Origin of the sequence: Sinorhizobium mexicanum (assembly GCF_013488225.1) — a bacterium.
GTDB classification, from domain to species: Bacteria; Pseudomonadota; Alphaproteobacteria; order Rhizobiales; family Rhizobiaceae; genus Sinorhizobium; species Sinorhizobium mexicanum.
The window spans coordinates 596,748-610,728 of record NZ_CP041238.1 but is presented as its reverse complement, the minus strand read 5'-3'; the positions used below and the strand labels follow the sequence as shown (position 1 = coordinate 610,728).

11 protein-coding genes are annotated in these 13,981 nt (G+C 62.5%); 2 read left to right on the top strand and 9 right to left on the bottom strand.

What is annotated here, in order from left to right; translation table 11 throughout:
- Positions 1 to 555 precede the first annotated feature (555 nt).
- A complete protein-coding gene (locus tag FKV68_RS02840; protein ID WP_180940035.1) occupies positions 556 to 1,734 on the bottom strand; it encodes an AI-2E family transporter in 1,179 nt (392 codons plus the stop codon).
- Between the two features lie 142 nt (positions 1,735 to 1,876).
- Positions 1,877 to 3,106 carry an MFS transporter gene (locus FKV68_RS02835; RefSeq protein WP_180940034.1) on the bottom strand — a complete coding sequence of 410 codons (1,230 nt, stop codon included), beginning with the start codon at positions 3,104 to 3,106 and terminating at the stop codon, positions 1,877 to 1,879.
- A 345-nt stretch (positions 3,107 to 3,451) separates the two neighbouring features.
- On the opposite strand from FKV68_RS02835, the gene FKV68_RS02830 reads away from it, so the two are divergent.
- Together FKV68_RS02830 and pgi are read left to right on the top strand one after the other, a co-directional pair.
- Positions 3,452 to 5,152, top strand: coding sequence for a long-chain fatty acid--CoA ligase (locus FKV68_RS02830; protein WP_180940033.1), 1,701 nt, complete (start codon positions 3,452 to 3,454; stop codon positions 5,150 to 5,152).
- 288 nt (positions 5,153 to 5,440) lie between these two features.
- Positions 5,441 to 7,066 (top strand): glucose-6-phosphate isomerase, encoded by a 1,626-nt coding sequence (gene pgi / locus FKV68_RS02825; protein WP_180940032.1) that lies wholly within the window; start codon positions 5,441 to 5,443, stop codon positions 7,064 to 7,066.
- A gap of 70 nt (positions 7,067 to 7,136) precedes the next feature.
- On the opposite strand, the gene FKV68_RS02820 is transcribed toward pgi, so the two are convergent.
- The 7 genes from FKV68_RS02820 to FKV68_RS02790 form a co-directional block, all read right to left on the bottom strand.
- Positions 7,137 to 8,063, bottom strand: a complete 927-nt coding sequence (locus FKV68_RS02820) for a carbohydrate kinase family protein (protein WP_180941390.1) — start codon at positions 8,061 to 8,063, stop codon at positions 7,137 to 7,139.
- Positions 8,064 to 8,156: 93 nt separating this feature from the next.
- Complete coding sequence (locus tag FKV68_RS02815) at positions 8,157 to 8,855, bottom strand: orotate phosphoribosyltransferase (RefSeq protein ID WP_180940031.1); 699 nt, start codon at positions 8,853 to 8,855, stop codon at positions 8,157 to 8,159.
- Between the two features lie 78 nt (positions 8,856 to 8,933).
- Positions 8,934 to 9,971 carry a dihydroorotase gene (gene pyrC, locus FKV68_RS02810; protein WP_180940030.1) on the bottom strand — a complete coding sequence of 346 codons (1,038 nt, stop codon included), beginning with the start codon at positions 9,969 to 9,971 and terminating at the stop codon, positions 8,934 to 8,936.
- Positions 9,972 to 10,178: 207 nt separating this feature from the next.
- The gene (locus tag FKV68_RS02805; protein ID WP_180940029.1) at positions 10,179 to 10,799 is read right to left on the bottom strand and encodes a nucleoside triphosphate hydrolase; all 621 of its coding nucleotides are present in this window, start codon (positions 10,797 to 10,799) and stop codon (positions 10,179 to 10,181) included.
- Complete coding sequence (locus tag FKV68_RS02800) at positions 10,796 to 11,578, bottom strand: ATP-binding cassette domain-containing protein (RefSeq protein WP_180940028.1); 783 nt, start codon at positions 11,576 to 11,578, stop codon at positions 10,796 to 10,798. The genes FKV68_RS02805 and FKV68_RS02800 overlap by 4 nt, the downstream gene beginning before the upstream one ends.
- Positions 11,578 to 12,660: an ABC transporter permease gene (locus FKV68_RS02795; RefSeq protein WP_180940027.1), complete on the bottom strand. Its 1,083-nt coding sequence runs from the start codon at positions 12,658 to 12,660 to the stop codon at positions 11,578 to 11,580. Before FKV68_RS02795 ends, FKV68_RS02800 begins: the two co-directional genes overlap by 1 nt.
- Before the next feature lie 199 nt (positions 12,661 to 12,859).
- Positions 12,860 to 13,885 carry a sugar ABC transporter substrate-binding protein gene (locus FKV68_RS02790; RefSeq protein ID WP_180940026.1) on the bottom strand — a complete coding sequence of 342 codons (1,026 nt, stop codon included), beginning with the start codon at positions 13,883 to 13,885 and terminating at the stop codon, positions 12,860 to 12,862.
- Positions 13,886 to 13,981 lie beyond the last annotated feature (96 nt).

Genomic DNA, 13,981 nt, shown 5'->3' with positions numbered 1-13,981 from the left:
GTGAGCCGCAGAAACATCGCCAACTCATCAGAGGAGGACGCGACCCGCACACTAACGTGTTGACGTTCTTGGCCGTGCAAGCCGCTGCGATGTTTTTTCTGCATGTCGAGACGAGGACCCATTCCTGCCGCTCCTTCCTTTCACCTGCCCATCGGTCCTTCGGGCCTGCCAAAGCAGTCGCCAAAATTGCGGACAAGAGCTCTGGCGTCCGCGGAAGCCCACTGGGCAATTGAACGTATCGACGTCGGCATATGTTTTCGATTGGTAAGGGAAAGCGAAGACATAAAAATCTTATAAGTATTCCTGGCAGGCTTCGGAGCGTCGGCGCCGACAGCTAGTACTTATTCGACTTCGCCCGCATTGAATCGCTGCTTGTGTCTGCAGGGAGAGCACCACATGCAGATCGAACGACGTAACGGCTTGGCCACCGAGTTGGCGATGAACAGGCGGGTGGGAAGAATTTCCGAACTGCCCATGTAGGAAATCGGCTCGAAAGAACGAGCCGGCGCCGTACAGGCTATAGCGCTAAGCAAATGGGCAATTCGTTTTAAAGGATCACTTTACGGATATGTCTGCCCGCGAGATGTGATTGACGGTCGGCTGCTCGGGCTGCGCGGTCACCTCGTGCAGCCATTCCCGCCAGATGGCGACGAGCAGCGCCATCAGCACCGGTCCTACGAACAGGCCGAGGAAGCCCATCGTCTTCACACCACCGATCAGGCCGAAGAAGGTCGGCAGGAAAGGCAGCTTGATCGGTCCGCCGACGAGCTTGGGCCTCAGCGTCTTGTCAACAATGAAAAGCTCGGTCGTGCCCCAGGCGAAGAGTGCGACGCCCTGCACCGGCGAGCCGCTTGCAACCAGATAGATCGACACCAGGGTAAAGCAGAGCGGTGCGCCGCCGGGTACCAGCGCCATGATACCGGTGATAATGCCGAGGGTCACCGGTGACGGCACGCCGGCCAGCCAGTAGGCCACGCCGAGAACGATGCCTTCGCCGATGGCGATGATGCCCATGCCGGTCACCGTCGAGCTGATGGTCAGCGGCACGACGCGGGACAGACGTTCCCAGCGCATCGGGAAGATCCGCTCGCCGAGATGGTCGAGCTGCTTCGAGAAGGACTGGCCGTCGCGATAGACGAAGAACAGCGTGATCAGCATGAAGAGCAGCGTCAGGAAGGACTGGAAGGCGGATGCGCCGACCACCAGCACGCCGCGATAGATATTGCCGATATTGGAGCCGCTGACGAGCTGCACTAGCTCGCCGAGCGCCCCCGGATGGCCGATATATTTGACCCATTGCTCGCCGAGCCAGGCGCCCGCAATCGGGATCGTCGTCAGCCAGGCGGGCACCGATGCACCATTGGCATTGGTCTCGACCGCCCAGACCAGCCAGTCGCGCACTTCGTCGACCGCATAGGCCGCGGCCAGCGAGATCGGCACGACGATGAAAGCGATCACGGAGATGATGGCGATCGTAGCTGCCAGCGTGCGGTTGCCGCTCACCGCGTCAAGCAGCCGTCTGTAAATCGGCCAGCTGGCAAACCCGATGACGACGGCGGCGAGCACCGGCACCACGAAGCCGTGGAAGAAATAGACCCCCGCCAGCAGAACGAGGACGAGCAGCCAGCGAGCGGCCGAGATCGGCAGGACGAGAGCAGAACGTGAATGGGCCGGCTGCCCGAAGAGCCGCGGCTCCGCAGGAAGGTTTTCTCGTTCACGATTGCCCAATTGCACCTGTCATCCTCCGTCTTTTAGAAACTTTACAACAAAGCCGAGACCTTGCCAGCCCATCTGCGGCGTTGACACTCAGTTTCCGATGAGACGCCGACCGCCGCGGACGTTAGCGGCGGGACATGACAGGGAAATTTAGGCGGACTCAAGATTGTTTCGCAAATTTGGGCCGATTGGTTCTCGCAAGCTGATGTGCCCGCCGCGTTTTGCGATCGACGAGGACCGAGACGAAGAAGATCGCGAAGCCGGCAAGGCCGAGAATGGCGCCGACGAGCCCGGTGGAGGTCCAACCGTAACCGGCGGCGATCGACAAGCCGCCGAGCCAGGCGCCGAGCGCATTGGCGAGGTTGAAGGCGGAGTGGCTGAGGGCGGCGGCAAGCGTCTGCGCCTTGCCCGCAACGTCCATCAGACGCGCCTGCACGCCGGGCACGACGGCAAAGCCGCCGCCGATGAAGAGCACGTTGATGATCGCTATCCGCGGGTTGCTCATGGTGAAATAGAACAGCACGTAAGCAAAGATGTTGAAGGCGATCGCAATGCCGATCGCCGGCAGCAACGACCAGTCGGCGAGCCTCGAGCCGACGATGTTGCCGAGTATCATCCCGGCGCCGAAGACGGACAGCATGATCGGCACATTGGTAAGCGAGACGCCCGCCACTTCGGTCAGCGCCGGCGTGATATAGCTGAAGACCGCGAACATGCCGCCGCAGCCGATAGCGCAAATGCCGAGCATCAGCCAGACCTGTACCTTTCCGAGCGCGCCGAGTTCGCGCAGCGGGGTTGCCTGCGGATCGCCCTTGTCTCGCGGAACGTGGATCCAGACAAGGACCACTGTCAGCAGGCTGATGCCGCCGACGATCGCAAAGGCAGTCCGCCAACCGAGCGCCTGGCCAAACCACGCGGCGAGCGGCGTGCCGAAGAGCGTGGCAATCGTCAGGCCCATCATCACCCGGCCGATCGCCCGCGCCCGCTGGTTTGGCGCGGCGAGGCCGGCCGCGACAAGCGCCGCAACGCCGAAGTAGGCCCCGTGCGGCAGCCCGGCGAGGAAACGCGCAGCGACCAGCATGTAGAAATCCGGGGCTACCGCGCTTGCAAAATTGCCGAGGGCGAACAGCGCCATCAGGACGAGAAGAGCATGAAAGCGGGCGGCGAGGACCGCAATCAAGGGCGCACCCACCACCACACCCAAGGCATAAGCGCTGATCACGGCGCCGGCCTTCGGCACAGAGACGGCGACGTCTTCAGCGACCTGGGGCAAGAGCCCCATGATTGCAAATTCACCCGTGCCAATACCGAACCCGCCGACGGCGAGGGCAACCTCGGCGGCGGAAACGCGGCTGCGGGGCGCGACAATGGGCAGGACTTCGTCGGACATGGAACAGCCTTGCTGCGGCACTTCAGCCGCTGCTCAAAAGCGAGATGTGGAAATGCCGTGGACGGCGTAGCACGAACGATGCCGAGAGGAATTATGCTGCGCTGCACTATAGATTGTTCGCCAGCTATCGCAAGGAGTTATGCTAGAGCGCACATCGAAATCTCGTACATTCTGCCGATGCATCGCATAGCGCCGATTGTTGACGTTTACGTCAAAGTCATATAATCGGATTCCCGGCTTGAAGAGAGGCTGCAAAAGCTTCATCTTCGACGGAGAGGAAGATCGGGAGGGATCTTTCTTCGCCGTGAGCACGGCCGGTCAATGGCGACCAGAGGGAGAGAGGTCATGGCGGAAGCAAGCACGCAGCAGGCGGGTTCCAACGCGGGAAAGATCTGGCTGAAATCCTATCCGCCCGGCGTGCCGGCCGAAATCGGCCCCCTGCCCTATCGCTCCATCGGTGAGTTCTTCGACCACGCGGTCGCGCAATATTCCTGGCGCCCGGCGTTCACTTGCATGGGCAAATCGCTGAGTTTCGCGGCTCTCAATACCCATTCGGCCGCAATCGGCGCTTGGCTGCAATCGCTCGGCCTCAAGAAGGGCGATCGCGTTGCGGTGATGATGCCGAACATCCTGCAGAACCCGGTAATCGTCTACGGCGTCCTGCGTGCCGGGCTGACGGTGGTCAACATCAACCCGCTCTACACGCCGCGCGAGCTCGAGCATCAGCTCGTCGATGCGGGCGCCAAGGCGATCTTCGTGCTCGAGAACTTCGCCCACACGGTCGAGCAGGTCCTCGCCCGCACATCGGTCAAACATGTGGTGGTCGCCAGCATGGGTGACATGCTCGGCGCCAAGGGAGCGGTCGTCAATCTCGTCGTGCGGCGCGTCAAGAAGCTCGTGCCGGCTTGGTCGATCCCCGGACATTTTTCCTTCAGGGCCGCGCTTGCCAAGGGCACGAAACTGACCCTCACGAAGCCTCATGTGGCGCCGTCGGATGTCGCTTTCCTGCAGTATACCGGCGGCACCACAGGCGTCTCCAAGGGCGCCACCCTCACCCATTCCAACCTGCTTTCCAACATGGCGCAGATGGAGCTGTGGCTGGAAACCGCCTTCCGGCGCAAGGCGCGCCCGGAAAACCTGACCTTCATGTGCGCGCTGCCGCTCTATCATATTTTCGCGCTTACGGTGAATTCGCTGATGGGCCTCTCGACGGGCGGCAACAACATCTTGATCCCCAATCCGCGCGACATTCCCGCTTTCGTCAAGGAGCTCGGCAAGTACCGGACGAACATCTTCCCCGGGCTCAACACATTGTTCAACGCACTGATGAACAATGCCGAATTCAAGAAGCTCGACTTTTCCTCGCTCGTGCTGACCTTCGGCGGCGGCATGGCCGTGCAGCGGCCGGTGGCCGAGCGTTGGCTGGCGGTGACCGGCTGCCCGATCCATGAAGGCTACGGGCTTTCCGAAACCTCTCCGGTCGCGACCGCCAACCGGCTCGACACGGGCGATTTCACCGGCACGATCGGCATGCCGCTCCCCTCCACCGAGGTCGAGATTCGCGATGATGGAGGCAACACGCTGCCGGTCGGCGAAATTGGCGAAATCTGCATCCGCGGTCCGCAGGTCATGGCCGGCTACTGGCAGCGGCCGGACGAAACGGACAAGGCGATCTCGCCGGACGGCTTCTTCCGCACCGGCGACATTGGCTTCATGAACGCCGAGGGGCTGACGAAAATCGTCGACCGCAAGAAGGACATGATCCTCGTGTCCGGCTTCAACGTCTTCCCGAACGAGATCGAAGAGATCGCGGTAACGCACCCGGGTATCCTCGAATGCGCCGCTATCGGGATTGCCGATCCGCATTCCGGCGAGGCTGTGAAGCTTTTCGTCGTGCGCAAGGATCCGGACCTCACAGAAGAGGACGTCAAGCGCCACTGCGCCGCCAACCTCACCAACTACAAGCGGCCGCGACACGTGGAATTCCGCACCGAGTTGCCGAAGTCGAATGTCGGCAAGATTCTGCGCAAGGATTTGCGCGGGTAGCCGCAGCTGAGGTCCGGGAAAGCCCCTCATCCGCCTGCCGGCACCTTCTCCCCGCAGGCGGGGCGAAGGGACTCGCGGCGCCGCCTTAGTCCCCTCCCCCCCCCTGCGGGGAGAAGGCTAGGGTGAGGGGCAATCCACGCTCGAAACCGGGTGACGCTTCAAGGCTGATGCGGCGAAGGCGGCGCAACGCCAGTGGGCCTTTTTTCGCTGCAGTGCACACATGCCCTTGATTTACCGCAAACAAACCGACTAGCTATCGCAGCCAATTTCCGATGCAAGGAGCCTGCGATGAAAGCGCTTGTCGAAAACCTCAAAGCCACTGCACGCGAGACCAACGCAACCGACATTCGCGCCGCCTTCGCGGCCGACCGGAACCGCTTCTCCCGCTTCAGCACGACGCTTGGCGACCTCCTCTTCGACTATTCGAAATGCGCGGTGAACGACCGGATTCTCGATGGGCTCGAAGCGCTCGCCGAGGCGGCGAAGGTCGAAGAGAAGCGGAATGCCATGTTCCGCGGCGACATCATCAACATCACCGAGGGCCGAGCCGTGCTGCACACGGCGCTCAGGAACCGGAGCAACCGGCAGATCCTCGTCGAAGGCAAGGACGTGATGCCCGATGTCAACGCCGTGCTCGACGCGATGGGCGCCTTTGCCGATGGCATCCGTTCGGGTGCGTTGAAGGGCGCCACCGGCAAGAAGATCACCGATGTCATCAACATCGGCATCGGCGGCTCCGACCTCGGTCCGGTGATGGCGACGCTGGCGCTCGCTCCCTTCCACGACGGCCCGCGGCTGCATTTCGTTTCCAATATCGACGGCGCGCATATCGCTGACACACTAAGACTCATCGATCCGGAAACCGCGCTCTTCGTCGTCGCTTCGAAGACCTTCACGACGATCGAGACGATGACCAATGCCGCCACGGCCCGCGCCTTCATCGCCGGCAAGCTCGGCGAGGCGGCAGTCGGCCACCACTTTGCGGCCGTCTCCACCGCACTCGACAAGGTCGCTGCCTTCGGCATCGATCAGAAGCGCGTCTTCGGCTTCTGGGACTGGGTCGGCGGACGCTATTCGATCTGGTCGGCGATTGGCCTGCCGCTGATGATTGCGATCGGAACTGAGAATTTCGGCCGCTTCCTCGATGGTGGCCACGCGATCGACGAACATTTCCGCGACGCGCCGCTGCGCCAGAACATTCCGATGCTGCTGGGTCTCATCGGTTTCTATCACCGCAACGTGCTCGGCTATCCGTCGCGGGCGATCCTGCCTTATGACCAGCGCCTTGCACGCTTTCCGGCCTATCTGCAGCAGCTCGACATGGAATCGAACGGCAAGGGCGTCACCATGGACAGCACGCCGGTCGAATTCTCGACCGGGCCGGTTGTCTGGGGCGAACCGGGCACCAACGGCCAGCACGCCTTCTACCAGCTCATCCATCAGGGCACCGACGTCATCCCGGCCGAGTTCATGATCGCCGCGAAGGGTCATGAAAAGGACCTGCGCCACCAGCACCAGCTGCTGATGGCGAACTGCCTGGCACAATCTGAAGCGCTGATGAAGGGCCGCACCCTTGCGGAAGCCAAGGCGCAGCTCACCTCGAAGGGCATGGATGACGCGAAGGCCGACAAGATCGCACCGCATCGAGTCTTCACCGGCAACCGGCCGTCTCTCACCATCGTTTACGATCAGCTCGATCCCTTTGCCCTCGGTCGGCTGATCGCGCTTTACGAGCACCGCGTCTTCGTCGAGGGTGCGCTCTTCAACATCAATTCCTTCGACCAATGGGGCGTCGAGCTGGGCAAGGAACTGGCCACGGGGCTACTGCCGGTCGTCGAAGGCAAGGAAAGCGCCGAGGACCACGATTCCTCGACCGCCGGCCTTGTTGCGGCGTTGCTGAAGGCTGCGCGCTGAGCAGAAAAAAGGGCGCTAGCAATGGCGCCCTTCAGCCTTCGGTGCGCCCCGCCGTGGGCGTTCGAAAAACTCAGAGTCCGATTTCGTATTGCCACGGCGGATTTGCGCCGGCGCGCGAGACTGTAACAGCCGCCGCCTTCGCGCCAAGCGCCAGGGCCTGACGGACCGCCGCATCACTGAGATTTGCCACCGCATCCTTGGTCAGCAGGTTGTCTAGCTTCAATGAAGCGAGCACGCCGGCATCGAACGTGTCGCCGGCGCCGACCGTATCGACAACGGTTACCCGTTCGCCGCCGACTTCCACCTTGTGGTTCCTCGTATAGCCCACCGCGCCATCCGCGCCCTTGGTGATCAGCACCAGCTTGGGGCCGCGTTTCAGCCATTCCGCGGCAAGCTCGTCATGGCTGCCTGCCATGCCGAACCAGGCAAGGTCCTCGTCCGAGAACTTGATAATGTCGGACATCGCGGCCATGCGGTTCATGCGGCCGAGATGCGCCTCGCGATCCTTGATGAAGCCGGGGCGGATGTTCGGGTCGAAGGAGATCACCCGTTTTTCGTGTTCGCGCACCATCAAGGCTTCGTAAGTCGAGCCACACGGTTCGGGAATGAGGCTGATCGCACCGAAATGCAGCGCTTCACAAGAATCGCCGAGCGCGGGGAGATGCTCCTTGGTGATCATCCGGCCGGCCGTGTTCTCGTCGAAGAAGGCATAGCTCGCGTGTCCGTTAGCGAGCTTCACGAAGGCAAGCGTCGTGTGCAGCGGGAGGGTCGCGCAAGGACCGAGATCGACATTCGCGGCTTTCAGCGTCGCGCGCAGGATATCGCCGAACATGTCATCGGAGAGGCCGGTGAAGAAGCCGGTCGGAATGCCGAGCCGCCCCAGCGCGATCGCGGTGTTGAAGATCGCGCCGCCGGCATAAGGCGCGAAGGCGCTCTCCCCGGCTGCCGTGTCGCGCGGCAGCATGTCAATCAGGGCTTCCCCGCAGCAAACGATCATCGGCATTCCTCCCTTACCGGTTATTCCGTCGATTATCTCATCGATTATTCAATCGATTTAAATCAGATTTCCCGCCAAAGCCAGCGGGAAAGTCTACTGGGCTGCGAGCGCGCTGACGCCGCCATTGCGGCCGGACCAGGCGAGCGGGGCGTTGAGGAATGCCTCGACCTCGTTCAGCGTCTTCTCGTCAAAGAGCGCCTGCTCGCGGGCAACCGCCAGCACGTTGCGCCACGTGGCGATGAAATGCAGATCTACGCCCTTCGATTTCATTTCCGCCCGCGCTTCCGGGAAGATGTCGTAGTAGAAGAGCGCGATGCCATGATCGACGATGCCGCCAGCCGCGCGGATCGCGTCGATGAACTTGAACATCGAGCCGCCGGCGGTCGTCAGGTCCTCGATGACCAGCACACGCGCGCCTTCCGGCATATGGCCTTCGATCTGGGCGTTGCGGCCATGGCCCTTCGGGGCCTTGCGCACGTAGATCATCGGCAGGCCAAGACGCTCCGCAAGCATGGCTGCGAAGGGAATGCCGGCCGTCTCGCCGCCGGCGACGACGTCGAACTGCTCGAAGCCCGCCTCGCGAAGGATCGTCGCGGCGGCGAAATCCATCACCGCCGAACGGATGCGCGGATAGGAGATGAGCTTGCGGCAGTCGATATAGACCGGGCTCGCCATGCCGGAGGAAAGCTTGTAGGGCTCGTCGGCGCGGAAATGCACCGCCTTGATCTCCCAGAGCATTTTCGCGACCAGCTCGGCCATCACCGCCTTGTCGGTGAACGCATTGGAAAACATGAAACTCTCCTTCTAGCGCGACCCGAAAAGTGGGACCAGTTTCCGGCTTCCGTCACGCGACAAAACAAACCTCGTTAATCAGACAACCGCCCAGTGGAGCGGGAACATCGGATCGAAAACCGTGACTGGGCCTGCTTCCGTCTCGACCTTGGCGGGGTAACGGACCGGCTCTTCGCTCTTGCGCAGGGTGATCGTCTCCTCGTTCACCGGCAGGCCATACCAGGCGGGTCCATTCAACGACACGAAGGCCTCGAGGCGGTCGAGCGCCCCCTCTTCCTCGAAGACATGGGCGAGGCAGCTCAAGGTGTTGATCGAGGTGTAAATGCCGGCGCAGCCGCAGGCGCATTCCTTCAGCGGATCGACATGCGGCGCGGAATCGGTGCCGAGGAAGAAGCGGGTGTCTCCAGACGTCGCGGCCGCGCGCAGCGCCAGGCGATGCGTCTCACGCTTGGCGACCGGCAGGCAATAGTAATGCGGCTTGATACCGCCGACGAGAATGGCGTTGCGGTTGATGATCAGATGATGAGTCGTGATCGAACCGGCGAGATTGGCCTTCGACGCCGTGATGTAATCGATGCCATCCTTGGTCGTCACATGCTCCATCGTGATGCGGAGCTCGGGCAGGCGCCGGCGGAGCGGATCGAGTACGGTTTCGATGAACACCGCCTCGCGATCGAAGATGTCGACGTCCGCGGTCGTCACCTCGCCGTGGACGCAGAGCGGCACGCCGATCTCCGCCATGCGTTCCAGCACCGGCATCGCCTTTTCGATGTCGCGAACGCCGCTGCTAGAGTTGGTCGTTGCCCCTGCCGGATAGAGCTTGACGGCCTTGACGAGGCCGCGCCGGTATCCGGCCTCGACATCGTCCGGATCCGTGCCTTCGGTCAGATAGAGCGTCATCAACGGCTCGAACCGATCCTGCGCGGGGACGGCCGCGAGGATGCGCTCGCGATAGGCGGCCGCATCGGCGGTGGTCACGACCGGCGGCACCAGATTGGGCATGATGATGGCACGGGCGAAGTGGCGGCTCGTGTCGGCGATTACGCCGCGCAGCATGCCGCCATCGCGCAGGTGAAGGTGCCAATCATCCGGGCGGCGGATAACGAGGTCTTGCATGGTCAGCGTTCTCCCGATGCTCGCGTCCGATCGGCGCGAGCGGCGTTCGGGCCGGTCGGTGCGCTCGATGGGCGGGACTTCATGTGGTGAAACCGCGCCTCGATATCATCATTGCGCCGCAAAACACAATGGCGATTCGAAAATCTGAGAGCGGGATGCGGGCGGAAAACCGCGCACACTTTTCCTCATCCCGCTCCGAGCCATCTCTCAGAAATCCCGGATGACACGGTCGGCTGGCCGACGGCTGTCGAGGACGCGCCGCGCATTCGGGATGTCGTTGCCGAATGCCTTCGTCCTCGCTGTCTCGTCGTCGTAGCCGTGATCGAACCAGCGCTTCAGCAATCGCCGCTCGATCACCTCAAGACCGGGATCGATGAAGATCGAAAAATCGAAGGCGCCATCAAGCCTGTTCCACGGCGCTTCGTCGAGCATGAGATAGTTGCCTTCGACCAGGACGATGTGCGTTTCCGGTGCGACCACCCGCGCGGACGCAATTGCGAGTTCGCGCGATCGGTCAAAGATTGGCACGAGGACCTCGCCGTCATTGGCCCGAACGGCGACGACCGTCGAGAGAAACGATCGGAAGTCGAAGGTTTCGGGCGCGCCCTTGCGGGCAAGCAGTCCCTTCTCTTCAAGGACGGCATTGTCCATATGGAAGCCGTCCATCGGCAGCACGGCCGCCTTCTCCCCGGCTGCGACGAGGGCCTCTGCGAGCGCTTCGGAGAGCGTCGATTTGCCGGCGCCCGGAGGGCCGGCGATCGCAACGATGAAACGGGCAGCGCCGGCCGCCCGTTTCAGGATCTCGTCCGTCAAGGCCTGCAGATTCATGCGGCCAGCACCTCGCCGGGCGGCGCCTTGGCACCGGTCATGAAGGCGACCGCATCCGACATCGTGTATTCCTTCGGATTGATGACGCAGAGCCGCCGGCCGAGACGGTGGATATGGATCCGGTCCGCGACCTCGAAGACGTGCGGCATATTGTGCGAGATCAACACGATCGGCAGGCCGCGACGGCGGACATCGAGGATCAGTTCGAGCACGCGCCGGCTTTCCTTGACCCCGAGAGCGGCCGTCGGCTCATCCATGATGACGACCTTGGAACCGAACGCCGCGGCGCGCGCGACGGCAACACCCTGACGCTGACCGCCCGACAGCGTTTCCACCGCCTGATTGATGTTCTGGATCGTCATTAGGCCGAGTTCGGAGAGCTTTGCCCGCGCCTGTTTTTCCATGGCCGCGCGGTCCAGCGAGCGGAACCACTTGCCCATGATGCCCGGTTTGCGGATCTCGCGGCCGAGGAACATGTTATCGGCGATCGACAGCGCCGGCGACAAGGCGAGGTTCTGATAGACGGTTTCGATGCCGGCCTTTCTGGCTTCCATCGGCGAGCGGAAATTCACCGTCTGGCCTTCGAGCTGGATCTCACCCTCGTCCGGGTTGATGGCACCAGAGATCGCCTTGATCATCGAGGATTTGCCAGCGCCATTGTCGCCGATCACGGCCAGGATCTCACCCGGATAGAGATCGAAATCGGCGTGGTCGAGAGCGGTCACGCGACCGTAGCGCTTGACGAGACCGCGAGCGGTGAGGATGGGTTGTTGTGCCATCAGGCTGCTACCTTTCTGATCCACTGGTCGATTGCGACGGCGATGATGATCAGCAAGCCGATCAGGAGATAGGTCCATTGCGGGTCCGTGCCCATGAGGCGAAGTCCGAGCGAGAAGACGCCGACGATCAACGCCCCGAAGAGCATGCCGAGGATGGAGCCGCGGCCACCGAACAGCGAGATGCCGCCGATCACCACGGCGGTGATCGATTCAATGTTCGCGAACTGGCCGGCCGTCGGTGAAACGGAGCCGATACGGCCAATCAGGGCCCAGCCGGCGAGCGCGCAGATGAGGCCCGACAGAGTGTAGATGGTAACGAGCATGCCCTTGACATTGACGCCGGCGAGCTTGGCCGCCTCCGGATCGTCGCCGACCGCGTAAACATAGCGGCCCCAAGCCGTGCGGTTGAGCACATACCAGAGCAAGGCCACGAGAAGCACCATGGCGATTACGCCATAGGTGAAGACAGCGCTGCCGATACGGAAGTTCTGGCCGAAAAACTGCAGGATCGGCGCGTTGGCGGAGATATCTTGGGCGCGGATCGTCTCGTTGGCCGAATAAAGAAAATTGGTGGCGAGCACGATCTGCCACATGCCCAGCGTGACGATGAAGGGCGGCAGCTTCATGCGCGCAACGAGCGTGCCGTTGATGAAGCCGCAGAGTGCGCCGACGCCAAGACCGCAGAGGACGGACAAGGCCGGCGGCAGGCCGTAGCGGAAGGTGAACTGCCCCATGATCACCGACGACAGCACCATCATGGCGCCGACCGAGAGATCGATGCCAGCCGTGAGGATGACAAGCGTCTGCGCAGCACCGACGATGCCGACGATCGCCACCTGCTGCAGGATCAGCGTCAGCGTGAAGGCGGAAAAGAACTTGCCGCCGAGGATGGCGCCGAAGGTCGCCAGCGACAGGACCAGCACGATCAGAGGAACGGCGGCCGGGCTCGAATGAAGGAAATGCTGGAGCTTCTGTAGCGGCGTCTTGTCATGCGTGTCGAAGGACGCCACGTCCGTCGAGCTGTTGGCCAGGACCTTTTCGAATTCCTGGGATGGCTGTGCGGCTGTATTTGGTTCGGCCATGGAGACTCCTCCCGTGAACCCCACTCCCAAGGGGGGTTGCATTGCTGCCGGATGCGGCCCGCCTGTGATCGCGGCGAGTTTCAGCAATTACTAAAAATTGTGCAGGTTTTCCGCGCCTTGTCAAAGGCTGTGGCGCTTACACGAAGGGCGGCCGGGGCCGCCCTTCCCTGTCACATGATCTGTCTCGATCAGGAGCCGATCAGCCCCAGCACTTGTCCGTGCCGACCTTGGTGTCGATCGACTCGACACCCGAGACCGGCTTGTCGGTGACGAGCGAGACGCCGGTATCGACGAAGTCCTTGCCTTCGGTCGGCTTCGGCTTTTCGCCGCTGTCGGCGAACTTCTTGATCGCCTCGATGCCGAGCGCGGCCATCATCAGCGGGTATTGCTGCGACGTCGCGCCGATGACGCCGTCGGCGACGTTCTTGACGCCCGGGCAACCACCGTCGACGGAAACGATCAGCACGTCCTTTTCACGGCCGACGGCCTTCAGCGCCTCGTAGGCACCGGCGGCCGCCGGTTCGTTGATGGTGTGCACGACGTTGATGGTCGGATCCTTCTGGAGAAGGTTCTCCATTGCCGTGCGTCCGCCTTCTTCGTTGCCGTTGGTGACGTCGTGGCCAACGATGCGTGCGTCGTCCTCGTCACCGATCTTGTTCGGGTCCTTCGGGTCGATGCCGAAGCCGATCATGAAGCCCTGGTCGCGCAGGACGTCGACGGTCGGCTGCGACGGCGTCAGGTCGAGGAAGGCGACCTTGGCTTCCTTGGCCGCGTCACCGAGCGTCGCGGCCGCCCATTGGCCGATCAGCTTGCCGGCAAGCAGGTTGTCTGTCGCGAAAGTGGCGTCAGCGGCATCGAGCGGCTCGAGGGGGGTGTCGAGCGCGATGACCAGGATGCCGGCGTCACGCGCCTTCTGCACCTGGGGCACGATGCCCTTGGTATCGGACGCGGTGATCAGGATGCCCTTGGCGCCATCGGCGATGCAGGTTTCGATCGCCGCAACCTGGCTTTCGGAATCGCCGTCGATCTTGCCGGCATAGGACTTCAGCGTCATGCCGAGTTCCTGCGCCTTGGCGGTGGCACCTTCCTTCATCTTCACGAAGAAGGGATTGGTGTCGGTCTTGGTGATGAGGCAGGCGGAGACATCGGCCGCCTGCGACGGCGAAGCGAAGGCCACGCCAAGCGCGAGCGCGCCGAATGCGGCAGAAAGAACTGTTTTCTTCATAAAACCCTCCCAAGGATGAAAACGCCGGCGGACCGGCACAGGCATCGCCGCCGCAGCATTCTCCTTCCTGCGGACGGCGCTTCCGAAGGTAAGTCA

What these genes read in the sequence shown, in the direction of transcription:
- FKV68_RS02835 (WP_180940034.1), bottom strand. Translation starts at nt 3,106, where the DNA reads ATGTCCGACGAAGTCCTGCCCATTGTCGCGCCCCGCAGCCGCGTTTCC.
- FKV68_RS02830 (WP_180940033.1), top strand. Translation starts at nt 3,452, where the DNA reads ATGGCGGAAGCAAGCACGCAGCAGGCGGGTTCCAACGCGGGAAAGATC.
- pgi (WP_180940032.1), top strand. Translation starts at nt 5,441, where the DNA reads ATGAAAGCGCTTGTCGAAAACCTCAAAGCCACTGCACGCGAGACCAAC.
- FKV68_RS02820 (WP_180941390.1), bottom strand. Translation starts at nt 8,063, where the DNA reads ATGATCGTTTGCTGCGGGGAAGCCCTGATTGACATGCTGCCGCGCGAC.
- FKV68_RS02815 (WP_180940031.1), bottom strand. Translation starts at nt 8,855, where the DNA reads ATGTTTTCCAATGCGTTCACCGACAAGGCGGTGATGGCCGAGCTGGTC.
- pyrC (WP_180940030.1), bottom strand. Translation starts at nt 9,971, where the DNA reads ATGCAAGACCTCGTTATCCGCCGCCCGGATGATTGGCACCTTCACCTG.
- FKV68_RS02805 (WP_180940029.1), bottom strand. Translation starts at nt 10,799, where the DNA reads ATGAATCTGCAGGCCTTGACGGACGAGATCCTGAAACGGGCGGCCGGC.
- FKV68_RS02800 (WP_180940028.1), bottom strand. Translation starts at nt 11,578, where the DNA reads ATGGCACAACAACCCATCCTCACCGCTCGCGGTCTCGTCAAGCGCTAC.
- FKV68_RS02795 (WP_180940027.1), bottom strand. Translation starts at nt 12,660, where the DNA reads ATGGCCGAACCAAATACAGCCGCACAGCCATCCCAGGAATTCGAAAAG.
- FKV68_RS02790 (WP_180940026.1), bottom strand. Translation starts at nt 13,885, where the DNA reads ATGAAGAAAACAGTTCTTTCTGCCGCATTCGGCGCGCTCGCGCTTGGC.